At 42.9% G+C, this 23,780-nt stretch carries 28 protein-coding genes and 1 tRNA gene; 18 read left to right on the top strand and 11 right to left on the bottom strand.

The features are described 5' to 3' along the window. Nucleotides 1-92 precede the first annotated feature (92 nt). The 3 genes from H6F44_RS03680 (at nucleotide 93) to H6F44_RS03670 (ending at nucleotide 4,379) form a co-directional block, all read left to right on the top strand. A complete protein-coding gene (locus tag H6F44_RS03680; protein WP_242016424.1) occupies nucleotides 93-1,676 on the top strand; it encodes a RecQ family ATP-dependent DNA helicase in 1,584 nt (527 codons plus the stop codon). 31 nt (nucleotides 1,677-1,707) lie between these two features. Beyond that, on the top strand, nucleotides 1,708-2,784 hold the full coding sequence (locus H6F44_RS03675) for a fatty acid desaturase (RefSeq protein ID WP_190349579.1): 1,077 nt from the start codon (nucleotides 1,708-1,710) through the stop codon (nucleotides 2,782-2,784). A gap of 230 nt (nucleotides 2,785-3,014) precedes the next feature. Next, complete coding sequence (locus H6F44_RS03670) at nucleotides 3,015-4,379, top strand: DUF3084 domain-containing protein (protein WP_190349578.1); 1,365 nt, start codon at nucleotides 3,015-3,017, stop codon at nucleotides 4,377-4,379. A gap of 118 nt (nucleotides 4,380-4,497) precedes the next feature. Here H6F44_RS03670 and H6F44_RS03665 read toward each other — a convergent pair whose 3' ends face one another. Next, nucleotides 4,498-4,695, bottom strand: coding sequence for a hypothetical protein (locus H6F44_RS03665; RefSeq protein ID WP_190349577.1), 198 nt, complete (start codon nucleotides 4,693-4,695; stop codon nucleotides 4,498-4,500). 254 nt (nucleotides 4,696-4,949) lie between these two features. On the opposite strand from H6F44_RS03665, the gene H6F44_RS03660 reads away from it, so the two are divergent. Together H6F44_RS03660 and H6F44_RS03655 are read left to right on the top strand one after the other, a co-directional pair. Then, the gene (locus H6F44_RS03660) at nucleotides 4,950-5,207 is read left to right on the top strand and encodes a hypothetical protein (protein ID WP_190349576.1); all 258 of its coding nucleotides are present in this window, start codon (nucleotides 4,950-4,952) and stop codon (nucleotides 5,205-5,207) included. A gap of 193 nt (nucleotides 5,208-5,400) precedes the next feature. After that, nucleotides 5,401-6,093 (top strand): ABC transporter ATP-binding protein, encoded by a 693-nt coding sequence (locus H6F44_RS03655; RefSeq protein ID WP_190349575.1) that lies wholly within the window; start codon nucleotides 5,401-5,403, stop codon nucleotides 6,091-6,093. A 62-nt stretch (nucleotides 6,094-6,155) separates the two neighbouring features. On the opposite strand, the gene H6F44_RS03650 is transcribed toward H6F44_RS03655, so the two are convergent. Beyond that, nucleotides 6,156-6,476: a slr1957 family protein gene (locus tag H6F44_RS03650; protein ID WP_190349574.1), complete on the bottom strand. Its 321-nt coding sequence runs from the start codon at nucleotides 6,474-6,476 to the stop codon at nucleotides 6,156-6,158. 293 nt (nucleotides 6,477-6,769) lie between these two features. On the opposite strand from H6F44_RS03650, the gene H6F44_RS03645 reads away from it, so the two are divergent. The 6 genes from H6F44_RS03645 to H6F44_RS03620 all read left to right on the top strand — a co-directional run bounded on the left by H6F44_RS03645 (nucleotide 6,770) and on the right by H6F44_RS03620 (nucleotide 11,668). Beyond that, on the top strand, nucleotides 6,770-7,207 hold the full coding sequence (locus H6F44_RS03645; protein WP_190349573.1) for an RrF2 family transcriptional regulator: 438 nt from the start codon (nucleotides 6,770-6,772) through the stop codon (nucleotides 7,205-7,207). Between the two features lie 105 nt (nucleotides 7,208-7,312). Then, a complete protein-coding gene (locus H6F44_RS03640; RefSeq protein WP_190349572.1) occupies nucleotides 7,313-7,594 on the top strand; it encodes a hypothetical protein in 282 nt (93 codons plus the stop codon). A gap of 311 nt (nucleotides 7,595-7,905) precedes the next feature. After that, nucleotides 7,906-8,991 carry an ATP-dependent 6-phosphofructokinase gene (locus tag H6F44_RS03635; RefSeq protein ID WP_190349571.1) on the top strand — a complete coding sequence of 362 codons (1,086 nt, stop codon included), beginning with the start codon at nucleotides 7,906-7,908 and terminating at the stop codon, nucleotides 8,989-8,991. 67 nt (nucleotides 8,992-9,058) lie between these two features. Continuing rightward, nucleotides 9,059-9,775, top strand: a complete 717-nt coding sequence (gene bioD, locus H6F44_RS03630) for a dethiobiotin synthase (RefSeq protein ID WP_190349602.1) — start codon at nucleotides 9,059-9,061, stop codon at nucleotides 9,773-9,775. Nucleotides 9,776-9,788: 13 nt separating this feature from the next. Then, complete coding sequence (locus tag H6F44_RS03625) at nucleotides 9,789-11,162, top strand: PrsW family glutamic-type intramembrane protease (protein WP_190349570.1); 1,374 nt, start codon at nucleotides 9,789-9,791, stop codon at nucleotides 11,160-11,162. A 110-nt stretch (nucleotides 11,163-11,272) separates the two neighbouring features. Continuing rightward, nucleotides 11,273-11,668 (top strand): allophanate hydrolase-related protein, encoded by a 396-nt coding sequence (locus H6F44_RS03620; RefSeq protein ID WP_190349568.1) that lies wholly within the window; start codon nucleotides 11,273-11,275, stop codon nucleotides 11,666-11,668. Nucleotides 11,669-11,901: 233 nt separating this feature from the next. Here H6F44_RS03620 and H6F44_RS03615 read toward each other — a convergent pair whose 3' ends face one another. Genes H6F44_RS03615 through H6F44_RS03605 form a run of 3 tightly spaced genes read right to left on the bottom strand, consistent with a single transcriptional unit; the run spans nucleotide 11,902 to nucleotide 13,652 of the window. Next, nucleotides 11,902-12,546 (bottom strand): Spy/CpxP family protein refolding chaperone, encoded by a 645-nt coding sequence (locus H6F44_RS03615; protein ID WP_190349566.1) that lies wholly within the window; start codon nucleotides 12,544-12,546, stop codon nucleotides 11,902-11,904. 12 nt (nucleotides 12,547-12,558) lie between these two features. Then, entirely contained in the window at nucleotides 12,559-13,032 is a 474-nt protein-coding gene (locus tag H6F44_RS03610) for a hypothetical protein (RefSeq protein WP_190349564.1), read from the bottom strand. Continuing rightward, a complete protein-coding gene (locus tag H6F44_RS03605) occupies nucleotides 13,029-13,652 on the bottom strand; it encodes a sigma-70 family RNA polymerase sigma factor (RefSeq protein ID WP_190349600.1) in 624 nt (207 codons plus the stop codon). The genes H6F44_RS03610 and H6F44_RS03605 overlap by 4 nt, the downstream gene beginning before the upstream one ends. A 250-nt stretch (nucleotides 13,653-13,902) precedes the next feature. On the opposite strand from H6F44_RS03605, the gene H6F44_RS03600 reads away from it, so the two are divergent. The 3 genes from H6F44_RS03600 to H6F44_RS03590 all read left to right on the top strand — a co-directional run bounded on the left by H6F44_RS03600 (nucleotide 13,903) and on the right by H6F44_RS03590 (nucleotide 15,198). Next, nucleotides 13,903-13,976, top strand: a tRNA-Arg gene (locus tag H6F44_RS03600). A gap of 176 nt (nucleotides 13,977-14,152) precedes the next feature. Continuing rightward, complete coding sequence (locus H6F44_RS03595) at nucleotides 14,153-14,578, top strand: hypothetical protein (protein ID WP_190349562.1); 426 nt, start codon at nucleotides 14,153-14,155, stop codon at nucleotides 14,576-14,578. A gap of 95 nt (nucleotides 14,579-14,673) precedes the next feature. Then, nucleotides 14,674-15,198: a sterol desaturase gene (locus H6F44_RS03590; RefSeq protein ID WP_190349560.1), complete on the top strand. Its 525-nt coding sequence runs from the start codon at nucleotides 14,674-14,676 to the stop codon at nucleotides 15,196-15,198. Nucleotides 15,199-15,331: 133 nt separating this feature from the next. Here the strand turns inward: H6F44_RS03590 and hemW are convergent, their stop codons facing one another. The 3 genes from hemW to H6F44_RS23065 all read right to left on the bottom strand — a co-directional run bounded on the left by hemW (nucleotide 15,332) and on the right by H6F44_RS23065 (nucleotide 17,850). Next, on the bottom strand, nucleotides 15,332-16,612 hold the full coding sequence (gene hemW, locus H6F44_RS03585; protein WP_242016422.1) for a radical SAM family heme chaperone HemW: 1,281 nt from the start codon (nucleotides 16,610-16,612) through the stop codon (nucleotides 15,332-15,334). A gap of 52 nt (nucleotides 16,613-16,664) precedes the next feature. Further along, nucleotides 16,665-17,627 (bottom strand): protochlorophyllide reductase, encoded by a 963-nt coding sequence (locus H6F44_RS03580; protein WP_190349559.1) that lies wholly within the window; start codon nucleotides 17,625-17,627, stop codon nucleotides 16,665-16,667. Nucleotides 17,628-17,706: 79 nt separating this feature from the next. Continuing rightward, nucleotides 17,707-17,850 (bottom strand): hypothetical protein, encoded by a 144-nt coding sequence (locus tag H6F44_RS23065; RefSeq protein WP_242016421.1) that lies wholly within the window; start codon nucleotides 17,848-17,850, stop codon nucleotides 17,707-17,709. 218 nt (nucleotides 17,851-18,068) lie between these two features. Here H6F44_RS23065 and H6F44_RS03570 point away from each other — a divergent pair, with 218 nt between their 5' ends. Next, entirely contained in the window at nucleotides 18,069-18,224 is a 156-nt protein-coding gene (locus tag H6F44_RS03570; RefSeq protein WP_190349557.1) for a hypothetical protein, read from the top strand. Nucleotides 18,225-18,425: 201 nt separating this feature from the next. On the opposite strand, the gene H6F44_RS03565 is transcribed toward H6F44_RS03570, so the two are convergent. The 3 genes from H6F44_RS03565 to H6F44_RS03555 all read right to left on the bottom strand — a co-directional run bounded on the left by H6F44_RS03565 (nucleotide 18,426) and on the right by H6F44_RS03555 (nucleotide 19,298). Next, nucleotides 18,426-18,815, bottom strand: coding sequence for a type II toxin-antitoxin system VapC family toxin (locus H6F44_RS03565; RefSeq protein WP_190349555.1), 390 nt, complete (start codon nucleotides 18,813-18,815; stop codon nucleotides 18,426-18,428). Further along, a complete protein-coding gene (locus H6F44_RS03560; RefSeq protein ID WP_190349553.1) occupies nucleotides 18,790-19,038 on the bottom strand; it encodes a type II toxin-antitoxin system Phd/YefM family antitoxin in 249 nt (82 codons plus the stop codon). The genes H6F44_RS03565 and H6F44_RS03560 overlap by 26 nt, the downstream gene beginning before the upstream one ends. A 92-nt stretch (nucleotides 19,039-19,130) precedes the next feature. Continuing rightward, the gene (locus H6F44_RS03555) at nucleotides 19,131-19,298 is read right to left on the bottom strand and encodes a hypothetical protein (RefSeq protein ID WP_199301969.1); all 168 of its coding nucleotides are present in this window, start codon (nucleotides 19,296-19,298) and stop codon (nucleotides 19,131-19,133) included. Between the two features lie 202 nt (nucleotides 19,299-19,500). Between H6F44_RS03555 and H6F44_RS03550 the strand changes: the two genes are divergently transcribed. Genes H6F44_RS03550 through H6F44_RS03540 form a run of 3 tightly spaced genes read left to right on the top strand, consistent with a single transcriptional unit; the run spans nucleotide 19,501 to nucleotide 23,764 of the window. Then, nucleotides 19,501-19,719, top strand: a complete 219-nt coding sequence (locus H6F44_RS03550) for a DUF433 domain-containing protein (RefSeq protein WP_190349551.1) — start codon at nucleotides 19,501-19,503, stop codon at nucleotides 19,717-19,719. Between the two features lies 1 nt (nucleotide 19,720). Continuing rightward, nucleotides 19,721-20,041, top strand: a complete 321-nt coding sequence (locus H6F44_RS03545; RefSeq protein ID WP_190349549.1) for a DUF5615 family PIN-like protein — start codon at nucleotides 19,721-19,723, stop codon at nucleotides 20,039-20,041. A 27-nt stretch (nucleotides 20,042-20,068) separates the two neighbouring features. After that, nucleotides 20,069-23,764 (top strand): UvrD-helicase domain-containing protein, encoded by a 3,696-nt coding sequence (locus H6F44_RS03540; RefSeq protein WP_190349547.1) that lies wholly within the window; start codon nucleotides 20,069-20,071, stop codon nucleotides 23,762-23,764. The last annotated feature ends 16 nt before the right edge of the window (nucleotides 23,765-23,780 follow it).

The following is a 23,780-nucleotide window of genomic DNA, read 5'->3' as shown; positions in this document are numbered from 1 at the left end:
CAGGCTTTAAGCGATACAAAGAATTTTCGGCAAAGGGTGCGGAGCAGCTCTTACAAACAACTCTAAGTATTTTAAGCCATTGCAAAAGCTTTATGCTGTCAGCCTTGTCAATATACTACGATCGCTTCAACCGTACCATGACAAATCAACCTTCAGAAATATCTCAGGAACTAGCCCATGTTGAGGCGACTTTGCAAAGGGTTTGGGGTTATAGCTCATTGCGTCCTGCCCAGCATCAGGTTGTGAGTAGCTTGTTGCAAGGGCGCGACTGTTTGGCAATTATGGCAACGGGGGGCGGTAAATCCATTTGTTTTCAGTTGCCCGCTTTATTAAATGATGGACTGACCATAGTCGTATCGCCTCTGTTGGCATTGATGGAGGATCAAGTACAGGACTTGCGATCGCGTAATTTAGCTGCCGCCTGTCTGCATAGTAACCTGTCGCAACCAGAGCGCCGTCATATTCTTCAAAATTTAACCAGCCTGCGTTTGTTGTATGTGTCACCAGAAACGCTATTGAGTACGCCTATATGGGAACGTTTGCGCGATCGCCGCCTGCATATTCGCGGTTTGATGATTGATGAGGCGCATTGTTTGGTGCAGTGGGGCGATTCTTTTCGACCTAGCTATCGGCGTTTGGGGGCGGTGCGCTCGGCTTTAATGCGCGAACATGATGATCGGGCGATCTCCCTTGCAGCATTTACCGCCACCGCCGATCACCACACTGCCACCGAATTGCAAAAATGCCTAGAGATGCGAAATCCTGAACTGGTGAGGACTAGCCCTTACCGCCCCCATCTGCGCCTCGATGTGGCGATCGCTTGGACTCCCGCAGGGCGCAAAGCCAAAGCTTTAAAATTTATTCGCGATCGCCCTAGGCAATCGGGCTTAATCTATGTCCGCAGTCGCCGTGATGCCGAAGAAATTAGTCAATGGCTACAGGCTCTCAATTTGCCAACGGCGGCATATCATGCAGGTTTGCCACCCCAAGAGCGCCGCTATATTGAGCAAGCTTGGTTAAATAACCAATATCCCTTTGTGATCTGCACAAGCGCCTTCGGGCTGGGTATTAATAAGCCAGACACCCGATGGGTACTGCATTTCCATCCGCCCCTGACCCTATCGGAATATATCCAAGAGATCGGACGGGCAGGACGGGATGATCTGCCTGCGGAGGCGCTGATGTTGGTCAGTGAGCCGACGGGCTGGTTGGATGATAGCGATCGCCAGAGGATTAATTTCTTCTTACAACAGCAACAAAAAACACAGCAGCAAGCTTTGGCAATGCTAGAGCGATTACCGCGCCAAGGCACAGCGACAGGACTAAAACCTGATGCAGCGATCGCCCTTGGGCTACTGCACCGTGCAGGATATTTGCAATGGCATAGCCCCTTTGAGTATGAAATATTGGGAAATATGCAAACGCGCAAACGGGAATTAGTCAAAAAACTGCAACTAAATGACGCGGAGCAGGCGATCTCGCAAATGCAGGAATATATTAATTTGCGTGGATTTCCTGATCAAGATCATCAAAAATTAAAGTGTAATCTCAAAAATCATCTTAAAAAATATCTAAAACCTAACCTAAACGATCTCAGTCGCGATCGCTGGGCATTTTTGTTAAATAGCTTTGGTTTTGAACAAGAATCCAAGTTACTGCTAGAATCTAAAAGCTAACTTAACCTTTCTTAACAACAGGTCACTATCAGTGTCGACAACGACTGTGCATCGGATTAACCTTGACAATCCACTTTCAGATAATTCTTCAGTATCACAAACAGAACTTCCATTTACCTTTCAACAGGTAAAAGCGGCAATTCCTAGTGAATGTTTTGCTCCTAATGTATGGCGATCGCTCGCCTATTTTTTTGCAGATGCAGCGATTATTGCTGGGCTTTATGCGGCAGCGATCGCGATTGACGCATGGTGGTTCTATCCTATTTTTTGGTTTGCCACAGGCACAATGTTCTGGGCATTTTTTGTGGTTGGACATGATTGCGGTCATGGTTCCTTCTCCCGCAGCAAATGGTTAAATAACCTGATTGGACATTTAACCCATATCCCGATTCTGGTTCCCTATCATGGCTGGCGCATCAGCCATCGTACTCATCACCAAAATACTGGCAACATCGACACTGATGAAAGTTGGTATCCAGTCACGGCAAGTGAATATAAAGGAATGGACTGGATCGGTAAACTGATTCGTTTTGATGCGCTTTTATTTGCCTATCCTTTTTATCTTTTCAAGCGATCGCCCGCCCGCACCACCGCTTCCCATTTCATGCCCAACAATGACCTATTTCGCGAATCAGAAACCAATGACATCATCACCAGTACAGCTTGTTGGCTAATGATGGTGGGCTTTTTGGGCTGGTTAGGATTTACCTATGGTTTTCTATTCCTATTTAAATTCTATATTGTACCTTACTTGATTTTTGTCGTATGGCTGGACTTGGTTACTTACCTACACCACACTGAAGCCGATATTCCTTGGTATCGTGGTAAAGACTGGTTCTTCTTTAAGGGAGCGCTGTCGACCATTGATCGCGACTATGGCATTTTCAACGATATTCATCACAATATTGGTACTCATGTTGCCCATCACCTATTTATTGGCATTCCCCATTACTATCTCAAGACTGCCACTGAAGCCATTAAACCTGTCCTAGGCGATTACTATCGGGTTTCTAGTGAACCAATTTGGAAGTCATTTTTCACTTCCCAAAAGGCTTGCAAAGTTGTTCCCGATGAAGGCACTACTGTTTATTATCACAATCAAGTTTAGCAGCTTGCTATCGCAGTTTGCAAGTTGTCAAGGACAACTTGCAAACCGTCAAATCCATATTTTTCTATTTTCTATTTTCATAATTCTTTCAGGAATTCACTGAATTTATGATCTGAGCTTCAAGTAGTTGCCAAGTTTTGTATTTGGTATGATTCCAAAAATCTTTGTGGGTTTCAAGTAAAGCGCTATATAGTTTAAGATCTACAGCGTGAGGACTTATTAGGAGTTACATGGCTGGATACACGCTGATTTTAGCGATTTTAATCTTAGGTGGCATCATTGCGACATTAGGCGATCGCATAGGTACTAAGGTCGGTAAAGCGCGGCTTAGTGTGTTTAACCTCAGACCTCGCGACACTGCCACTGTCGTGACCATCGCCACTGGCGGTCTAATTTCGGCCTCCACATTGGGCATATTGCTATTGTTAAGTGGGCAGTTGCGCGATGGACTATTTCGGTTAGAAAGCATTCGTTCAGAATTGGCTAATAGTCAAGAACAGAAGCGGCAGGTTGAAACAGAATTAAATGCGGCTAAGGATGAGCAGCAAAAAGCGCGAGCAAGCCTACAAGAAATTAATCAATCTTTAGTGCAGGCGGTACGCAAACAAGCCGAAACGCAGGCTCTATTACAAACAGTCGAAAATAAGTTTCAACAGGCGGATGCGGAATTGCAAAAGGCTTCACAGCAGGAGGCAGATCTGCGCGATCGCATTCAAAGCCTAAATGCTGAGCAGGAGAATTTGCAAAATGAAAGTGAGCAATTACGCAATGAGAAAGAACGCATTGCTACAGAATTAGATAGCATTTCCCGCGATCGCGAAATTTTGAAGCAGAGGGTGGGCGAGTCAGAACAGCGTCTTGCGGAAATTGAAAAACAAAGGACGGCATTGAGTACCGAAATCGCCTCTTTGGAATCAGTCAGGGAACAACTATTAATCAGTCTAGAAGCATTGCGTAAGGGGAATGTGGCGATTTTTGCTGATCAGATCCTCTCGATTGGGGTGGTGCGTCCAGACCTCAGTGCGTCAGAATTGCGCCAAGCCAGCACTCAGCTATTGCAACAGGCGGAGCGTAATGCCCGTGAATTGCTAGATTTCTTACCCGAACAAGCCCCCAAAGAGCCAGTGGTGCAAATTACAGATGCCCAATTTGAGGGTTTGTTAAATCGATTGCGTGATGGCAAAAGCTATGTGGTCAGAATTTTGTCGGCAGGCAATTTTTTGAAGCGGGAAACCAAGATTGCGATCGCCGCAGATGTCACCCTCAATCGCCAAATTTTTGCCGCAGGCACTGAAATTGCTACCCTTAAGTTTACCCCCGATCTTTCACCACAGGCTCTCGCCGCCAAAATTGAGCAGCTATTTCTCTTGGTCAGCTTTCGGGCGCGACAGGAAGGCGTGTTGGCAAATCCCATCACGGGCAAGGTGGGCAATTTTCCTCCTGAAGCTTTGAATGATTTATTTAAGTTGGTAAGCACGCTGACGGCTCCCTATGAGATTCGGGCGATCGCCAAGGAGGATATTTTTCCTGCAAGCTCTTTGAGCGTGGAATTAGTAATTCGTCAAAATGGTGTGGAGATCGGACGGTTTGGCTAATGGCATTATTTTATAAATCACTTTTATGAATTACATTGCTTGGCACTAACTTAAAACCCAGAGAAAAATTTAAAAGTCTCATTAAAAGTCTCAATAGACTGCACTTTATTTTCAATCCTTAGCTAGCGATTTTGGAAACAGGTGAGTGATAGGGAATTAGGTTATTGCTGAGGGCATAGGACTTGTATTGCTGATGATTTTCCATCAGTTCATCTAGCAAATGCTGTACCAGATCCCAATCAGTCATTGGCTGGCTAGTTTCAAACTTAATTTGTTCGGTTAAAATCTTAACTCGTTGTAGGTTGACTTGTGACATACATCTCGTTGGTTTTAGCGCTCAACAGGTATCAGCTTACGTGGGAAGATTGAGAATAATATGTATCGTACTACTCAAAAAACGATATAAGTCTTGGGATCATGATATTTTAACTAGACATTGCCAGACAAATTGGCGCAAGGAGTAAACCTTAACCTTTACAAACATGAAGGGCTTTGATAATGGCATACTTAGATCAAGGATGCGATAAGCCTAAACTTAGATCATAAATCAAGGAAATTTTATTAATGCTGATGTACACAGTTGAAGTTACACTCAAAAACAACCCGATCGCTTTGTCTGTGCAACGCCTAGAACAGGAAGGCGCAGAGGCGCTCTATCAAGATATCTGCAAAGCGATCGCCGAAGGGCATCCCCAATTGATTGAGCTAACTTGTCAAAAGCAAGAAGGCAAAAGGATTTCAGTTCTAGCCAGTGAAATTTCGGCTGTACAAGTTTCTGAGAAGTCGGGAGCGTCGTCTGGGCTAGGGGCTGGCTTCGTGCGCGGCTAAATACTGACACTATATATAGCGCTTACTGCTAACCTCAAAAACAAGTTTTAAAAGCACGGCTACACCGCACCTCCAAACAACTTAGGACTTACGCAAACTAGCCTCAAAACAGCCAAAAGCTGGGTTTCAAGTCTTTTTGCATAAGTCCTACAACATACGAAGCATTTACCCCACGCCCGAATCAATAAATATAATGCCCACCGACCAATCCATTCAACCGATTATTAAGACGGCTATTGCGGTTTCCGATCTTTGTTTTGCATGGGACTCTGGCGCAACTGTTCTTGATCGCTGCACCCTGTCTGTACCTCAAGGCGAGTTTTGGATGCTGCTCGGTACTAATGGCAGTGGCAAATCAACCTTGCTAAGACTATTGGCTGGGTTGCTCAAACCTCAGTCAGGCGCGATGCAAATAAGCGATCGAATTGGTTTTGTGTTTCAAAATCCTGATCACCAATTAGTACTGCCGACCGTTGGCGCTGATGTTGCCTTTGGCTTGGTATCAGAAAACCTAAGTTACAGACAGACACAGCAAAGGGTAGAGGAGTCGCTGCAAGCAGTAAATCTCATCCAAATGATCCGCCGTCCGATCTATGCCCTCAGTGGGGGGCAGAAGCAACGGGTGGCGATCGCAGGGGCGATCGCTCGTCATGCCGAAGTATTGCTACTAGATGAACCTACCGCCTTATTAGATGGAGAAAATCAGAATGATCTTGTGGCTTCGGTAAGAGATTTGGTAAAACAAAAAAATCTTACGGCGCTATGGGTCACGCACCGCTTAAATGAATTGAACTATGCCGATGGTGCTTTTTTATTGGAGCAGGGCAAAGTGATCGACCATGGCGATCCTATGCGTTTAAAGCAAGTATTGCTAGAACGCGGTTGATACAGCCTTATAACTTTTGCAAGCGCGGCTGAGCTGCATTTGTAAAAGTCGCTCCAGCATTGCTAAAACTCCTCAATCTCTAATTGACCAACAATAAAAGCAACAACTCCAAAGGCACAGGTTATGGGCAGAGGATTTTTGAGGATAAAGCAACAGATTGAGGCTAAGCAGGAAATGGCGACCGCAGCTAGTGACCAAAGTTTTTCATCATCACTCATGCCTTTTGCAGCCTTGATCTCGCGCAATATTTTATTGGGGATCGGCAATGGCATAACTGAGCTTGGGGGAAACGCCCAGTAATTACAACAACGCTCAATGAATAGATCTGTCCAACCATTCTCCCGACACCATTCATCAATCCATTCATCTCGAAATCGCTTCATAGGTAAAACAAATATCTACTGGTATATCTCTAAATAGAAGTTAAGCAACAGCTAATCAAAAATTAATCGAAAGTCAAGAAAAAGACAAGAAAAAGCTTAAGAAGAGCCAATAAAGTACGATTGTCTCAACCTTCTCTTGCTGGCTTCTTTTTCTGGCTTTTATGTTATTTAGGCTAACAGCTAATTTAGAGATCGCGAGATATCTTACAAAAACGTAACTATACAAATCCATAATTTACAGCGCCATACCGTAGTATAATCATGAAATATCTTTAAATTATGACTAAAGGCTTGTGGAACTTTCCTTAAAGAGTGAATATGCGGTTTTAGCGATGGTGGAATTAGCTAATCATTTCGCGATCGACCAGCCCTTGCAAATTCGTCAGATCGCCGCTCAGCAAAATATCCCTGATCGCTATCTAGAGCAGCTTTTAGCGACTCTCAAGCGTCAAGGGCTAGTCAAGAGTCAGCGTGGTTCTAAAGGGGGATACACTCTTTCTCGCGAACCTTGGGAGATTAGTTTGCTAGAAATTATTCAGGGCATAGAAGGCTATGACTTAATCAACAACAAAGATAAGGTGGGGCAAGAAAATACATCTCTGGCAGTGATTCGTGAAGTATGGGAATCAGCCCAAAAAGCTGCCGCCGATGTATTAGACAGTTGCACCCTCAAAGATCTCTGCGATCGCCAGCGTCAGCGTCAGATTGCCACAACCATGTATTACATTTAGTCTTATGATAACATTGCAAGACCTGACCTACCATCAGCCAGCGTGTGATTGGCAAGCAATCGCCATGCAATTAGCATACAGAGAGAAGTGCCGCAGCGCTAACTCTTGAATGGGGAGCGAGTATCCTGTCTTCTCGAAATCATCCTCTTCTCACCCAACACTGTCCCCATCAGCCGTACTGTCAAAATCTCTCAAAAAGAACTAGCAACCCTAGTGACTGATTTTAGAGCGGGACTCCTTAATCATAATATTATTCACCTTGCCACCCATGCAGAAACAGAATTGCAAAAGGGTAATGTCACTGTAACTGAAGCATTGCGCCGCGCTCAAATATCACTGAGTGACATACCCGACACTCATTTTTTTTGTAAACAAAAAATAGAGTAAGGGCTTCCTCTTTCACTGGGAGAGCCTTGTTAGAGCCGTCTCTAAGCTGGACTTATCATCCCTCCGCAGGTTTTACTCACTTCGTAGTGGTACTAACTGGCAAGATAGTTGCCTATCTTCGAGCCAGACTCCCTGTGTCCCAAGGAGTTGTCCTGCTTAGCTAACAGCAAGAGATTCATCATCCGCATTCTGCATAACATGAATTATTCAATAAAGCTTAAGTGAATAGATTGACCATACGCAAAGGGCTATAAAGATTGAAGCGGAATTGAATTATCTTTTAACAATTTGCGGAATATGGCGGAACATATATGAGTAAGGCTAAGCGTGTTGGCATCTTGACTAGCGGCGGCGACTGTGGCGGCTTGAATGCGGTAATTAGGGCGGTGGTGCGCCGCGCCCGTGAGTGGGACATGGAGGTTTATGGCATTAAAGGCGCAACCCAAGGATTAATGAGCCGTCCTGTGGAATCGGAACTTTTAGATATGAAGCGGGTATCAGGAATTTTGCGCTATGGCGGTACGATTTTAGGTACGGTGAATAAGGGCAATCCCTTTGCCTATCCGCTATCAGATGGTGAGACTATTGATCGCTCTCAAGAGGTGATCGATGGCTATCATCAGCTAGGGCTAGATGCGCTGATTGGCATTGGTGGTGATGGCAGCTTGGCGATATTGCGCCGCCTCGCACAGCAGGGCAATATGAATTTGGTGGCAGTGCCTAAGACCATTGATAACGACCTAGGGGCTACAGAAAATTCCATTGGTTTTAATACGGCGGTAAGTGTGGCAGTGGAAGCACTGGATCGGCTGACCTATACCGCGATTAGCCATAGCCGCGTGATGATCTTGGAGGTGATGGGGCGGGATGCAGGGCATATTGCCGTCAGTGCTGGCATTGCAGGGGGCGCTCATGTAATTTTGATTCCTGAGATTCCCTATGACCTAGATAAGGTCTGCGATCGCCTCATGAATCGGGCATTGCGTGGCTTTAATTTCAGTACGATGGTGGTGGCAGAGGCGGTAAAAACCCCCTCAGGTGAACCAGTACGCTATACCAATAGCCTTGGACAGACGCTCTATGGTGGCATTGGACAGTACCTTGGCGATCAAATCAGTACCCGCACCAATATGGAGAGTCGGGTGACGATTTTGGGGCATGTGCAGAGGGGCAGTACCCCATCACCACTTGATCGCATTCTCGGTGCGGCGTTTGGGGTGGCGGCGGTGGATCTCGTGGCACACAAACAGTACGATCGCATGGTGGCTTGGATTAACCGTGAAGTAATCAGTGTGCCAATTTCTGAGGCGATCGCTCAATATCGTGCGGTGGATGTGCAAGGGACATTAATTCGTACTGCCCTTGGTTTAGGGACATACATCGGTGAAATTGATTAAATTAGATAGTGGCGATGCTCTGCACCGCTACTATCTAGATAGATACAAACCTGATTTAGGAGCAAGCATGGCGCAGGGTCAATCAAAACAAATATCCAAACAAATATCCAAACAAATATTAATCACAGGCAGTGATACGGGCATTGGCAAAACGGTAGTAACGGCGGCATTGGCGGCTTATTGGTTGACCTATAGCGATCGCCCCAGTGACTCCCTTGGCATTTACAAGCCTGTGCAGTCTGGCATTGGCGATCGCGAATTTTATGATCAAACCTTTGCCTTGACCCAAACCCTCGCCGAAATCACCCCTATTTATTTAGAAACCCCTGTTGCCCCTGCGATCGCGGCAGCAAAGGAGGGCAAAGCGATCGATTTAGGCTTAATTTGGCAGCAGTTTCAAAAACTAGCGCAAACGAAGGAGCGTCTGTTGGTGGAAGCTTTGGGAGGATTGGGTTCGCCAATTACCGATGAATATTTGGTGGCAGACTTGGCAAGGGATTGGGCTTTGCCGACCTTGCTGGTTGTGCCTGTGCGTTTGGGCGCAATCTCGCAGGCGATCGCCAATGTTGCCCTTGCGAGGGCGCAAAAGGTTAAACTCAAAGGCATTGTCCTCAGTTGTTCTCAACCCTACAGCCCCGCAGAAATTGCTGAACTCGCGCCGCCAGAAATGATAGCCCGTCTAGCCAATATACCTGTTTTGGGTATTCTGCCCTATATCGACAACCTCAGTGATATTTCCCAATTAGCCAGAGCCGCTTCCGCATTAGACATTGACCGCATATAGCAGTTCCCCCAATATGAACGATCGCCCCGAAAATATGGCTTTTCTGAAACAGGTCACGCAAGATCCATCACTAAATCTGCGTGGGGGCGATCGCCATCGAGAATTATTAACTTCCATTAGCCTCAGCGATCACCCCATTACCATTGGGCGCGATCCTCATTGCGAAGTGGCGATTGATTTAGACCTCTATGGGTCTGTTTCTCGCCGCCATGCGGAAATTCGCCCAATTATGAGTGCGCCTAACCCCATCAGTGCCATTTGTTATGGTTGGGAAATTTGCGATCTTCAGAGTGCCAATGGTACTTTTGTCAATGAGCAGCGCCTCTATGGTTGCCAGATTTTACGCCATGGCGATCGCATTGCTTTAAGCAAAGATGGTCCCAATTTTATCTTTGAACTGGCGCGACATCCCGCCCATGATCCCGCCCATGATAGCGATACTGAAATCGACACAGGCACATTCAATGCACCGCGATCGCAAATCACCAAAATTACCTTAACCCAGCTTTTACCAATTTTTTCTACCCACAATAAGCCTTGGCAAAAGAGTTATTTTTTAACAGGACTCGCCACTGTTGGTTTTGTGGTGATGATGTTTGCTTTTTTAGGACAACCGAAATTATTTAACCTCACGGTTTCCATCTATATCAGCCTCGCCGCCTATTATTTTATCTATCAACTTTGTCGCAAGTCCAAGCCTTGGTGGATTATTCTTGGCACAGCCCTATTTACTGCCGCGATTCTCCGCACGCCTGTACTCAATCTATTTATCTGGTTCTTTTACAAAGTCTTACCAGGCAACGCTCCAACAGGACAGACTAATTTGCTTAGCATTTTAGTATCGACATTTTTTGGGGCAGGACTAATGGAGGAACTGCTCAAGGCTTTACCCCTATTTCTACTCTGGTTCATGGGTTTAAGGTTTAGCAAACAATGGCGATCGCTTGTTGGCATTAGCGAACCCCTCGATGGCATCCTGTTGGGAGCAGCCTCGGCGGTAGGCTTCACCCTCACCGAAACCCTGGGGCTATATGTACCGAATATCATTCAAAGCGTGGCAAGTCAGGCGGGAATGACAGGTACTGCCGAACTCACAGGCTTACAATTACTAATTCCCCGCATTTTAGGCTCGGTGGCAGGGCATATGGCCTATAGCGGTTATTTTGGCTATTTCATTGGTCTAAGTGTACTCAAACCCTCCCGCCGATGGCAAATCCTCACCATCGGCTACCTAAGTGCCGCCCTGCTCCATGCTCTCTGGAATACTAGCGCCCTAATCAACTTTTGGTTATTAGCGATCGTTGGTTGCATTTCCTATGCTTTTCTGATTGCTTCGATTAGCAAAGCACAAAGTTTGTCACAGCGAGAAAATACTCAAAGGCTTTGATTCGTAAGAATTTTCACACACTTTCGTCGGTCAATTAGGTATTGTAGAGTTGCAGACCTATTGGTTAAATGTAATATATAAAAGTTTATCGCTTTACTAAGCATCACTATATGACAGCATCTAACGGGACGAGACGAGTATTTATCTGTGGTTCAGCATTGCGTGGTCAGCCCGATCATGGCAACCTCCAAGGTGCAAAGTTTATTCGCCCTGCAAACACTCAGCCCCGCTATCGCCTCCATGCCGCAGGAGATGGTTGGCATCCTGCGATTTATGAGATTGAGACTGGTGGTATTTCTATTCCTGGGGAAGTGTATGAAATGACCAGTGATGAGTTTGATTATCTTGCTGGCAATGAGCCGCCCAATATGTATCCTGCTGATGTCTATTTGGAAGATGGCGAAGTGTTAACGGCTTTTCTCTATCCTCAAGAATTAATTGAGAAGTTTAATTGGAAGGATATTTCCGATTTAGGCGGCTGGGCTGCTTATAAAAAGAGTTTATAGAATCACTGATGGGGACTTAGAGATTGTTTGAAAAGTCTTGACTTTCGTTAAAAACACTAATTGATTTCCCCTAACCCAGCTTACGAAAGGCAGATTAAAAAATCCCCCCTAAAAAAGGGGGGCTTGGATAGATTAAAACTTTTCAAACATCTTCTTACTAGTACTGCTTGGCTACCTTCATCTTCTTACTAGTACTGCTTGGCAACCTTTGTAGGTCTTTTCTCGATTTGGTACTACGAATTAATCTGATCTCGTCGATCAAGACGTTTTTCTAAACGCTCCCTTATGCCATCGCGCCGAGGGTGTTTTTTTTGAATGAGCTGATTTAGCTGCGATCGCTGCTCAGGTGTAAGAATTTCGCGCATGGATAGCATTCTTTCAAAGTGTTTTTGACGAAGCTCTTTTTGAAGGTTTAGCAACTGACCATGCTTAGCCCGAATCGCATCACTACCCTCACTACTCGCCAACAACTCCCTCAGTTCTCGATGCCCTTGTTTCACTTTTTGACCCATTTCCCGCAAACTATCGCGATCGCGATCGCTAATTTGCTTAAGCTTTTGCAACTGAGTATCAGAGAGATTTAATTGCTTAAGCAGCCTACCCGAAGGCAATAGGTTAGGACTTTCAGCTAAACCTTCAGGGGGCAAGTCCGCAAATTGATTTGATTCGGCGAGATTAGGTTGTGGAATGTCTGGCTTAGGGTTTGGATTAGCATTTGCTTCTGCAATTAGTTGATTTTTTAGATCAGTACTAGCACTAACATTTGCATTAATATTCGTATTAATGGCAAAGACTGCGCCACTGGTCGCGATCGCCAAACCTGCAACCGCGCCATGAAAGAATTTAGATTGAAAGATTTTAAACATAATTTTAAACATAATTTTGTTACCTTACTCATATTCTAATGGTGATAGATCCTGCAAAATCTGTACATCCTTTGCACTTGCATTAGAGATACTCGCAGTGAGCAATGTGTTATCTTCGGTCATATTCCAACTATTAATTAGAGACTGCTCGATCGCTAATTTCTCCGCATCACTGATTTGATTAGTTGCCATTTGATATTGATTGCGCCCGTTAATCCAATTCCAGCTAACCAATGCGGCGATCGCTGTGGGAATTATGAGCATCATCGGCAACCAACGTTTAAGCGGTTGAGGGGCAGTCTGCTGTGGCGATCGCTGGGGATATTTATTGATTTCTGCAAATAATCTCTGCTCAAAGTCTGCATCCGCCGATGGGGCGAGCGGCTTGTTTTGTTTCATAAAAGCCAATAGACTTTGATGACTAGGATCATCAAAGCTTTCATCAAAGTTCTTATCAAAATCTTTATCAAAACACTCATCAGAATTTCGATCTTTCATAGTTCAACTCCTTGGGCTGCTAAAAACTTTTTGATGGCACTACGGGCATGAAATAACCGTGATTTTACGGTTCCCACAGGAATCGCCAAAATTTCGGCAATTTCCTTTTGGGGCAGTTCCTCTAGATCGTGGAGTACCAAGACAGCGCGATGATCGTCGCTAAGATGGGCCAAGCCACGCTGCATCAGATCTTGATAGTGCATTTGGGTGAGGGCAGGCTGATAGTCGGAATTGCGTCCAAGGTCGACATCAGCGAGGTTTGCCAACTGCTCATCTTCAACGGATATACTTTGCGATCGCATTTTTGCTAGTACTTTGCGGCGATCGCTTGCCACGTTAAAGGCAATCCGATAAAGCCATGTGGCAAATTGGGCAGTCTGGCGAAATTTGGGCAACCCTTTCCATGCCCGCAAAAACACATCCTGCACCAAATCATCTAAGCCATCGGAGCCGCACAATTGAAAGAGGGTTGATCGCACTTTTTGATGGTGGCGTTGATATAGCTTTTTAAAAGCATAGGAGTCACCCTGCAAGCAAGCTTGCACTAAGCTCAGATCTGGATCAACGCCCAGATTAGGAGGGTTATGGTGTTTGATATGAGTAGTGACTGTATTAAACATCAGCAACCCAATTATGGGACTTTGTATGGATATTTTGACTGTTAATTTTGCCAATAGGTTCAAAAATCCTAAGTCCAGAGGGCAAGTGGGTGCGTTTTTTGACCTCTGAAGAACCAAAAAATTTGTAAAATGATGCTTGAGAACGCTTGACAAATCTCTGAGGGTCAGGTTTGAGCGCTAAGCGTTGTTGTTGCTGTTATAAATTTTTTGATTGGTTGCTGTGAAAAGTGCTATACTATGAAAAAATTTTGGGTATGTAGCTCAGTTGGATAGAGCATCAGATTCCGGTTCTGAGGGTCGGGGGTTCGAGTCCCTCCATACTCGTTATATTTAGTAACGTTATATTCAGTAAATAGAGCATAGCCATTTATTTATCAATCTGCTGCTGTAGGTATTTTGTTTGTTTCTTACCGTAGTTGTATAGAGCTTTATTGGCGCAAAGTTGGCGCAAAGTTGGCGCAAAACCGCTATAAGTAAAATAGAAACATATTGCAAATTTTATGGAACGTGGATTATTGTGGTTGCCTTTGTTAGTGGCATTTTTTGGGCTGGCTTGGTCTGGCTGGAATGAATACCAGAAAATTGAATTTTATAAACAATGGGCAGAAAAATTTGAACGGCATAAATATGACATCTATGCCGTATTAGGACAGCAGGGCGATCGCCTCACATGGGGACAGCCCACCCGTAAAGGTCTCAAAAATACGCAAACCGTAACTTTTCAAGATATTGCGAGAATCAGGTTTCGCATCGATAATCAGTTTTATGACGCAAAAGATGCCGAATTTCCTTTAAATGCTAAACAAATTAGCATCGAACTTGTGCTGAAGTCGGGAGAGATGCCCAGCATTCGATTTACAGATATAGATATAGCTTCGGGCTGGTATCGTTTTTTGAGCGATCGCCTTGCTTCTAGTATTTCTTAACCATCCTATAATTTATCTATAAGTTTAAAATAATCCCACCATAAATCTATCTTTAACTTGATCTTCTAAGCTCTAGCAAGTTGTGAGGATCTAATTTGGAATTTACTTTAGAGCTTGGCAAGGCGATCGCGGCAACCTTGCTACTATTGCTATTGGGTGACTTCTTCTCCACGTTTTTCTATCATGTGCCTGAACACGTATTTGGAAAGTTTCATTCAATTGTGCATCATGGTAAAAACCGTAGCTTTCTGCACTATGCAGTTCTGACTAGAAATCCGTTGGTATTGTTAGATGGGATTTTAGGTGCATTACCATATTTTATATTTATTCCTTGGCTATGGCAGTTGTCGCCAATTGGCTCTGTGATTGGGTTGGCTTTGGGTGAGTTTCATGTGGTGTGGCGGCACGTTTCTATTCTCGATTGGCAGACCCCACCCTTGATCAAAAATTGCTGCGATTCTCTATTTATCACCACCCCTGAGCGTCACTGGCTGCACCATCAAAATGCCTTTGCCGCCTATGGTGACATCTTCTCATTTTACGATTATCCTGCTCAAAAGTGGCTGACCTTTTTGCGCTATGTGCGCCGCAGGTTTAAGTCAAAGCCATTAAATGCTTAAATGCTTAGCCATTAGGCAATTCACCGAAGCCGCGCTATTGCTGCAATAAAGCTTGAGCTTCGGTGAGTTGTTTGCTCGTTTTGCCTACTGCTCAAATTTTCTGCCCTGTCTAGTCCTATTTTTAGCGATGACCTTAAAGCAAAATATTATACAAATCTTCAATAATCACATTGGAAAATAGCCAGCCTGTGGGAATGGTGAGTTTAATCTGCATATCGTCAGCATTCTCAATCAAATTCACCCATTGTTGCGATTGGTATTTTTCTAGACAGTCCAAAACGCGATCGCCTAATTCTAATCCGTAGCGTTCTTGCAAAGCCTTTAAACTCAAACCTTCAGCCAACCGCAACCCCTGCATCAAGGTATCCATTAAGGCTTCGGCATCCGTCACCCTTGGCGAGGTAAATCCTGTACCACCATCAGACCAGGCAGCGATCGCTTCTAAATATGCACGCATCTTGCGCGGACGGTCAATGCGTTGGCGATCAATATAACTAGTCGCGCCCATGCCCACACCGTAGAACTCTTGATTGTGCCAATAGACCAAATTATGTTTTGCTTGATAACCCGCTTGCCCATAGTTGGAAATCTCATAATGTTCATATCCCAACCCCGTCAATAGTTCATGGGCAGCTAGATACATCTCCACCGTATGGGATTCCTTGGGTAAAGGCTGACTTCCTGCTTCATAACGCTTGCCAAAGGCAGTTCCCTCCTCAATGGTGAGATCGTAAACAGATAGATGCTTAGGTTGTAAGGCGATCGCCTCTTGCAGTGAAAATTGCCAATCCGCCAAGGTTTGATCGGGCAGTCCTGAAATTAAATCTAAGCTGAAGTTCACAAATCCCGCCTGTTTAATTAAATCCACCGCGCTATAAATTTGCTGTACGCCATGCCCCCTGCCGCATATCGCCAATAGATTCTCCTGAAAAGCCTGTGCGCCTAAGCTAATGCGATTAATCCCCAAAGATCGATATCCCTGTAAACTCGCAAGGCTGACCGTATCAGGATTTGCCTCAAGGGAAATTTCGGCATCAGGGGCGATCGCCCAATATTGAGTAATTGCCTCAAAGATTTGCGCCATCTGCTCCACGTTCAGCAAAGACGGCGTACCTCCCCCAAAAAAGATCGTTTGTAAGGGTGCTGGCGGCGGCTGGATTGCGGCTGTGAGTGCCAGTTCTTGACAGAGTGCCTTGACATATTCTTCTTTTAGGCGATCGCCGCCTGTGGTGATCGCAAAGTCGCAATAGAAACAGCGCCGCTTGCAAAAGGGAATATGCAGGTATAGGGAACTGGGCGATCGCATAGCCTGCTTTTCAAGGTTACGATCCCCCCCAGCCCCCCTTGTGAAGGGGGGAGAAGAAAATTCTTTTCCCTTGGTAAGGGAGATTGAGGGGGATCTTTGGTCAATCATGATATATCCATAGAAATTTTGAGGGTGACGCTTTGCGTCCATCCTCGCAACCTTAAGCCAAGCGTACTAACCTCATACTGAGATCCCACATTTTAGCGGCTCTCTCATCGTCACGGGCTTGAGGCGATACGGTCTGCACAAAGGACTTACCATCTTGCTTCTGACGGTTGCCCCAACTCCAATATGCTCCAGACTGCCTATATTCAGGATCAGCCACCACTGCTGCCACCCTCTGACCCGATAGTTCTTGCGTAACATAGCCCTTGGTGATGTTCTTTTGGAAGAGGGGAAATAGCTTTTGGAACAGGGGATAATGGTTGCGGAATAGGGGTGTATCGGCAACACAGCCAGGATAGAGGGAAGTGAAGGTAATCCCTGTGGTGGCGTGATAGCGGCGGTGCAATTCGCGCATAGTGAGAATATTACAGACCTTGCTCTCTTTGTAGGCGCGGACTGGCTCAAACTTTTTGCCATTTGCCATGGAGATGGGCGCGGTGAAGCCCTTGGCAAAGCCTTCCAAATTACCCAAATCGGGCTGCGGTGGAATTTTGCCGCCCAGCTCATCGGGGTTATGGGTGACAGTACCCAAGATCACCATGCGGCGATCGCCATAGCTAGATTGCTTCATATCCTCAAGGAGCAAATTGCACAGCAGAAAATGCCCAAGGTGATTGGTTGCCATCGTTAGCTCGAAACCTTCGGGCGATCGCAATGGTTCTTTGATCAAAGGCAAATAGATCGCGGCATTGACCACTAGTGCATCTAGCGATCGCCCCGTTGCCCGAAACTTAGCCACAAAATCACGAACGCTCACCAAAGAGCCAAGATCGATGGGCAGCACCATGTAATTGTTTTTAGAAATACCTACAGACTCAGCCGCCTTCTCAGTTTTTGGAATATTGCGACAAGCCATGACCACATACCAACCTTTGTCGGCGAGGGCTTTGGCAGACCAGAGACCCACCCCAGAGGATGTGCCTGTGATAATTACTGTTGGTTTAGATGGATATGACATTTTGGCAAATAACTTTAAAAATAAATTTACTAACTTTGTTTAGAATTTTATCTTAATCGTAGCGTTACTATACCTCTAGCTAGAGGACTATGGAAACATTGGAACGCAGCATATTTTGAGCAATGTGATTAGCGGTTTCAGATTTACCTTCAGCCTTGCCTTTAGCTTTTCCTTTAGCCTCACCTTCTAGCAAGATATCTTGATAAATTACTGATTCCTTCATTATTTCGCTCCTCAATAATCTTTGAATGATTTCTTTATTTAGGGCTATGCCAGATATTATAGCGGTCGAAGCAGCTACGGTACTTTGAACTTGCTTGTCCTTAATATTTTCGATTTGGTTGGCAACTTGTCTTAAGATTGCTTCGGGATTATTCGTTTTGGTTAATACAGCTAGGGGTAACAGTCATAGATACTTTTGAAATATTTCAGTTGCAACAAATGTCTCGTTTTATGGATACCCATGCCCAAAATCAAGGCTATCATCCCAGCAAAGAAGAGTTGAATGGAAGTATTATGATCACTGATATTCTCAATATTAGCGATCGCACGGCATCTTTTGCAAATAAAGTACGTTGTGAAGGAACTACTTTGTGACAAATATCAGTTCTTAGCTAACTGCAAATTCTGTAAACTGTCGCATATAGCTGGAATGGAAGCCATTACTTTGTGAGTTAACAGCTAGGATTTAGGATAGCATCATTATTATTTTACATTTACCTGCATATAGGCGATCGCATAGAAAATCAAAGTGTTATGATCAGGTTAATTGGCTCAGGATATTTGCTATGAACATTCCTACCATCTCGCATGGGTGTAATTTTCAAGGATTTTATGGTCTTTGCTTAGTAGGATATTTTCGTTAACCATTGCGTTTGCGACGATGAGGCGATCAAAAACATCACGAATCCATGTAATCGATAGGGCGCAGTTAATAATTTCAATAAAACTTTTATCGCATAGGCGCAAGCCAATACGATTAGCAAGATCTGTCAAAATTAGGTTTGGCGAATCTGTAATTCTGCCTATTTCGTATAGGTACTGTAGCTCTAGTTTCACTAATGGGGAACAGATGAGATCGTAGTTTTGGGAAATAATGGACTGGGCAAAGTTGCTCAGTTTGTTTCGCTCGTCAACATAGAGCCAAATAATGACATGGGTATCAAGGTAGATCGAGGTTGAGTTCATGTTCCCAAGAAATGCTTACTAGGTCTTCTGGGTCGCCAATGATAACATTTGGTCGTCTTACTAAATTGTCTAGCCTATTTGTGGCTATATTTTTGGGTGTTACTGGTGATATTTGGAAGCGTTTGCCTTGCCAGTCAAGTTCGATGGGGTCTCCTGTGGTGGCGATTTCTTCCAGTAGGTTGATAAAATTGGTGGTGAGTCTATCTACAGGTATGGTTTTCATATATTCAATTACGAATTATCAATTATGAATATTCCTCAAACTCTGGCAAGGGGGCATCAAAGTCATCGGACATGAATATTTTACCTTTGTCGCTACCAAATAGCGATCGCTTGGGGGCAATGGATACTAGTCGAGCTACGGGCTGATCGCCTTGGGTAATAACTATTTCGGGTAGCTGCGATCGCTAGATCGAGTAAGTGAAGTAGTTGCAATTGGGCTTCGGAAATGTCGATTATTAAGGAGGGTTCGGAGGCTAACATAACTTTGTGAGTTAACAGCTAGGATTTAGGATAGCATCATTATTATTTTACATTTACCTGCACACAGGCGATCGCATAGAAAATCAAAGTGTTATCATCAGGTTAATTGGCTCAGGATATTTGTTATGAACATATCGGACAAATTGCGATCGCAAGATCGATAGTTGCTAGAATATTAAATATATCTAAATATCACAAATTTATGTTTAGAGACTCAAGGTTTATTAGCAGATATCCCGATGTGATGGGTGGTACGACTGTATTTACAAATACTAGGGTTCCTGTGCAGACGCTTTTGGATTATCTCAAGGATGGGGAATCCATTGATGATTTTTTGGATGGTTTTCCAACTGTAAAGAGAGAACAGGTTATTTATTTTTTAGAAGAGTTAGGAAGAAGTTTGGTGAGTGTGGCGGCGTAATATGAGGATTCTTTTAGATGAATGTATTGATCGCCGATTTGCTAGAGAGATTATTGGCTATGAAGTAAAAACAGTTCCGCAGATGGGATGGGCAGGAGTCAAAAACGGTAAGCTTTTAGCGCTTGCTGTAGAGGAATTTGATGTCTTTGTGACGGTTGATCGCAATTTATCTTTTCAGCAAAACTTTCCTCAGTTTGATATTGCGGTAGTGGTTTTGCAAGCACCATCAAATAGTTTGGCGGCGCTAAAGCCTTTAGCTGCAAAACTTTTAACTGTTTTAGGCTCTGCAAGTAAAGGTCAAATTACGATTGTTACAGAATGAGATTGTTTTTTACTTGCTGATGGGTTTATGAGTGGGGCGATTTCTAAAAACACTAAAATATTAGACAAATCTAACTATGCCTTAGCATTCTATTCGTTGCAATGCAAATACCACAGAATCATGAGTCAAATCAATCAAGAAACTAACGATATAAATTTATTTGCAAATATCGCTGATGACATAAAAAAAGTATGGTCTCTACTTGTAGGCAAGAGAGTAATTGGCAATAACAAAATTAAGGCTAGAGTTGTCAGCGTAAGTGGAAAATCTTATGGCAAAGTATTTATCAACGTTACAGGTAGTACTTATACTTACGATGGAGCATTCTCAAATTTTGAAGAAATCGAAACTAAATTTGATCAACAGTACACTATATATGGATTTATATCAAATTTTAAACACTTTTACCCTCCAATATCATTGCAACAAATTCATGACATTGCAAATATTGAAAGAAATAAGAAAATAATATATCTGGAAAATGCAAAGTGTTTAAACAATAAGTTATATGAACTTCTTTCCGAATCAAAAATTGTCGAGGCTGACAACTTCTATTTTTCTGAATGTCAAGAGTATATTTCCGAATTAGATTATCAATCAAAAAAAGAACCTTTTTTACAGAAAATCAGATTGCCATTAGAGAACAAGCTTACTAGTCTTTTAGAAAGTAATATGTTTGATGAAGCTATTGATTTTTATGATTTAGAATGTTCTAGTTATATAACAACTCAAGTATTTCAATCAATTTATCAACGATACATAAAAAGATTTGAGAATATACTGACTGAACAGTTAATTAATCTTTTAGAGCAAGAGCTTTTTGATGAGGCTACTGACTTTTATGTGTCTAAATGTCAAAAATATATTTCAACTAATCAATATGATTTCTTGAGAAAAAAGTATGTAAAACTGAGCTTATCCAATCAAATAAATAATATTTTAGAGAATAATTTATTTGATGAAGCTCATAGATTTTATCGAAAAGAGTGTAGTAACTACATAACATATGAAGAGTATCAAACAATATGCAAGCCATATCTAAGCAAATTTAGAGATGAATTATCAACAAAACTAAAAAAATTATTAAGTGAATTCTTGTTTGATGAAGCTAGTGCCTTTTATAATCTAGAATGTCAAGGCTACATATCATATAATGAATATCTAGAACTCAAGAGATATTCAGTAGATAAACAGATTGATATATATCTCAGTTCTTGTTTTTGTAAGGCAAACAAATATTACAATGAAAATGGATTGATTGATTATTTATCGTTGGAAGATTATAAGGATAAAAAGAGGGGATTTGTTCAGTCGTGGATACGTATCAACTTAATTAGCAAAGTAGATATCGAACAATCTTTAGCCATTGGCTCGGTTAATAGTCATGTCCAACTTATCGCAAGGGCTGGCAGTGGCAAAACATCCACATTAGTTAATCGTGCCATATTTTTACAAAAACACTGCGGTATTAAATCATCTGAAATCTTACTATTAGCATTTAATAGAAAAGCTGCTCAAGAAATCAGAGAAAGATTACAAAAACATTTACAGAATGATCTGCCCTATGCCATGACATTTCACTCACTGGCTTATCACTTAGTACATCCTGATGAAACTCTAATTTTTGACGAGCCAGAAGGTCAACAAACAAGAAGCCGTAGCTTGCAAAGCGTAATTGATGAATACGTCAGAAATCCAGATTATTCTGAACAGATTAAATCTCTAATGATTGCTAAATTCAGAAAGGTTTGGATAAGAATTTCTGAGGGTGGATATGATTTAACACCAGAAGAAATGATCGAATATAGACGCTCGTTACCGCAAGTCGGTATTGATGGCTATAACTATAAATCTGGAGGGGAAAAAATCATAGCAGATTTCCTATTTGAGCATGACATTCCATTTAAATATGAAAAAAACTTTTGGTGGAGAGGTGTAAATTATCACCCTGACTTTACGATCTTAAAAGAAGTCAATGGTAAAAAAGGGATTGTAATTGAATACTTTGGACTGCAAGGCGATCCCAACTATGATGAGCAATCAGAACAAAAGCGACATTATTGGGAAAAAGAACAGTCTGATTATTTGTTTATTGAATTAAACCCAGCAATTCTAAGATCACACGGACGAGAAGGAATGGAAAAACATTTGCGCGAACTTCTCATAGGTTTAGGTCTTGAATTGAATCGTCTCAGCACTCCAAAAATCTGGGAAAGGATTAAAGACCGTGCCATAGATGAATTTACTCAATCCATGATCCAATTTATCGGGCGTTGTCGCAAGCAATGCCTGACTCCTAACCAACTGAGCGAAAAAATTGAGCGTTATTTTGCCACTAATCCTCAAACAAGCGAACCAGAGTTTCAATTTTTGGATTTAGCCCAGAATTTTTATATCTCCTATTTAGATCGCCTCCAACAAACAGGCGAAGAAGACTTTGATGGGCTGATGCAAAGAGCCGCAAAAGTTGTAGACGAAGGCAATACCGTATTTTTGAGTAGTAAATTTCGTGGAGACTTGAAAGATCTTAAATACATCATGATTGATGAGTACCAAGACTTTTCCTTGCTCTTTCATAACCTCATTACAGCCATCAGAAAACAAAATCCTGAAGCCCTATTTTTCTGTGTTGGTGACGATTGGCAAGCCATCAATGGCTTTGCTGGTGCAGACTTGTACTACTACAAAAACTTTACCCAAATATTCAAGCCATCTCACACCTTACCGATCACGACCAATTACCGATCAGGTTCGCAGATTGTGGAAATCGGTAATCAGTTGATGACGGGTAAAGGCATACCCGCCAAACCATCTACGCAATTACAAGGCAAAATTCGGCTTGTGAACATCGCTAAATTTCAAATGACGGCGATTGAAGAGAAAGAATATGGCTATGATGACCTGACCGCCGCAATTATTCGCCTCACGGGTAAACTCATCCAAGATGGCAAACAAATTGCTCTACTCAGCAAGACAAATACTTTGCAAGGCGTAGATCGTAAAATCAAAAAACTAGATGAATTTCGTAAATATATTCTCAAAAAACTTAATTTAGTCGGAGATTTAGAACAATTAATCGAAATTTCCACAACCCATAAATACAAAGGCAAAGAACAGCAAGCAGTAATCATTCTCGATGCTTATAACTATCCCACTATTCATCCTAGTTCAATCTTTTTCCGTATTTTTGGCGATGATGAAAACAAATTACTCGAAGACGATCGCCGCCTATTTTATGTTGCCCTCACCCGTGCCAAGGAAGAGTTATACATAGTCGTAGATAGTTTCAAAATGTCGCCATTCATTGCAGGATTAACCAGTAAAATGCAACTGCAAGAACTTGACTGGAAAAACTATCCAGTTCCCACAACTGAAACTCGCTTTATCACGATCAAAGTCACTAACCAACAAGGACGCGGGACAAATGGAACATTCAATCTCAGAGAGTTACTAAGGTCAGACGGTTTTAGATGGAATGGCACTTCAAGATCTTGGAATAAAGTTGAGCCAGTTCAGAAATTCCTAGCCGATGGCTCACGTTTGCCATATTTAAGCGATCGCAATTGGAGTTCACAAGCTAACGGAATCGAAGTAAATTTTTGCAATGAACAAGAACAATCTCTAGCTTCCTATGTAGCAAATAATGGCAATTGGTCTTGTAACTTTGATAATTTCGATCAATCAAATCCAAATGAATATGACGATGATGATATTCCATTTTGATAAATTTTCACTACAT

This window comes from Pseudanabaena cinerea FACHB-1277, assembly GCF_014696345.1.
Classification (GTDB): Bacteria; Cyanobacteriota; Cyanobacteriia; order Pseudanabaenales; family Pseudanabaenaceae; genus Pseudanabaena; species Pseudanabaena cinerea.
This window is presented reverse-complemented; position numbering and strand designations above follow the sequence as displayed.

Bases quoted from the DNA above. Each gene is read 5' to 3' on its own strand.
- H6F44_RS03555 (WP_199301969.1), bottom strand. From the start codon at position 19,298: ATGTTAGCCTCCGAACCCTCCTTAATAATCGACATTTCCGAAGCCCAA.
- H6F44_RS03635 (WP_190349571.1), top strand. From the start codon at position 7,906: ATGAGTAAGGCTAAGCGTGTTGGCATCTTGACTAGCGGCGGCGACTGT.
- H6F44_RS03670 (WP_190349578.1), top strand. From the start codon at position 3,015: ATGGCTGGATACACGCTGATTTTAGCGATTTTAATCTTAGGTGGCATC.
- H6F44_RS03550 (WP_190349551.1), top strand. From the start codon at position 19,501: ATGTTTAGAGACTCAAGGTTTATTAGCAGATATCCCGATGTGATGGGT.
- H6F44_RS03605 (WP_190349600.1), bottom strand. From the start codon at position 13,652: ATGTTTAATACAGTCACTACTCATATCAAACACCATAACCCTCCTAAT.
- H6F44_RS03650 (WP_190349574.1), bottom strand. From the start codon at position 6,476: ATGAAGCGATTTCGAGATGAATGGATTGATGAATGGTGTCGGGAGAAT.
- H6F44_RS23065 (WP_242016421.1), bottom strand. From the start codon at position 17,850: ATGAAGGAATCAGTAATTTATCAAGATATCTTGCTAGAAGGTGAGGCT.
- H6F44_RS03595 (WP_190349562.1), top strand. From the start codon at position 14,153: ATGGAACGTGGATTATTGTGGTTGCCTTTGTTAGTGGCATTTTTTGGG.
- H6F44_RS03655 (WP_190349575.1), top strand. From the start codon at position 5,401: ATGCCCACCGACCAATCCATTCAACCGATTATTAAGACGGCTATTGCG.
- H6F44_RS03665 (WP_190349577.1), bottom strand. From the start codon at position 4,695: ATGTCACAAGTCAACCTACAACGAGTTAAGATTTTAACCGAACAAATT.
- H6F44_RS03570 (WP_190349557.1), top strand. From the start codon at position 18,069: ATGTCTCGTTTTATGGATACCCATGCCCAAAATCAAGGCTATCATCCC.
- H6F44_RS03565 (WP_190349555.1), bottom strand. From the start codon at position 18,815: ATGAACTCAACCTCGATCTACCTTGATACCCATGTCATTATTTGGCTC.
- H6F44_RS03680 (WP_242016424.1), top strand. From the start codon at position 93: ATGCTGTCAGCCTTGTCAATATACTACGATCGCTTCAACCGTACCATG.
- H6F44_RS03615 (WP_190349566.1), bottom strand. From the start codon at position 12,546: ATGTTTAAAATTATGTTTAAAATCTTTCAATCTAAATTCTTTCATGGC.
- H6F44_RS03560 (WP_190349553.1), bottom strand. From the start codon at position 19,038: ATGAAAACCATACCTGTAGATAGACTCACCACCAATTTTATCAACCTA.
- H6F44_RS03625 (WP_190349570.1), top strand. From the start codon at position 9,789: ATGAACGATCGCCCCGAAAATATGGCTTTTCTGAAACAGGTCACGCAA.
- H6F44_RS03620 (WP_190349568.1), top strand. From the start codon at position 11,273: ATGACAGCATCTAACGGGACGAGACGAGTATTTATCTGTGGTTCAGCA.
- H6F44_RS03660 (WP_190349576.1), top strand. From the start codon at position 4,950: ATGTACACAGTTGAAGTTACACTCAAAAACAACCCGATCGCTTTGTCT.
- H6F44_RS03610 (WP_190349564.1), bottom strand. From the start codon at position 13,032: ATGAAAGATCGAAATTCTGATGAGTGTTTTGATAAAGATTTTGATAAG.
- H6F44_RS03580 (WP_190349559.1), bottom strand. From the start codon at position 17,627: ATGTCATATCCATCTAAACCAACAGTAATTATCACAGGCACATCCTCT.
- hemW (WP_242016422.1), bottom strand. From the start codon at position 16,612: ATGATTGACCAAAGATCCCCCTCAATCTCCCTTACCAAGGGAAAAGAA.
- bioD (WP_190349602.1), top strand. From the start codon at position 9,059: ATGGCGCAGGGTCAATCAAAACAAATATCCAAACAAATATCCAAACAA.
- H6F44_RS03540 (WP_190349547.1), top strand. From the start codon at position 20,069: ATGAGTGGGGCGATTTCTAAAAACACTAAAATATTAGACAAATCTAAC.
- H6F44_RS03545 (WP_190349549.1), top strand. From the start codon at position 19,721: ATGAGGATTCTTTTAGATGAATGTATTGATCGCCGATTTGCTAGAGAG.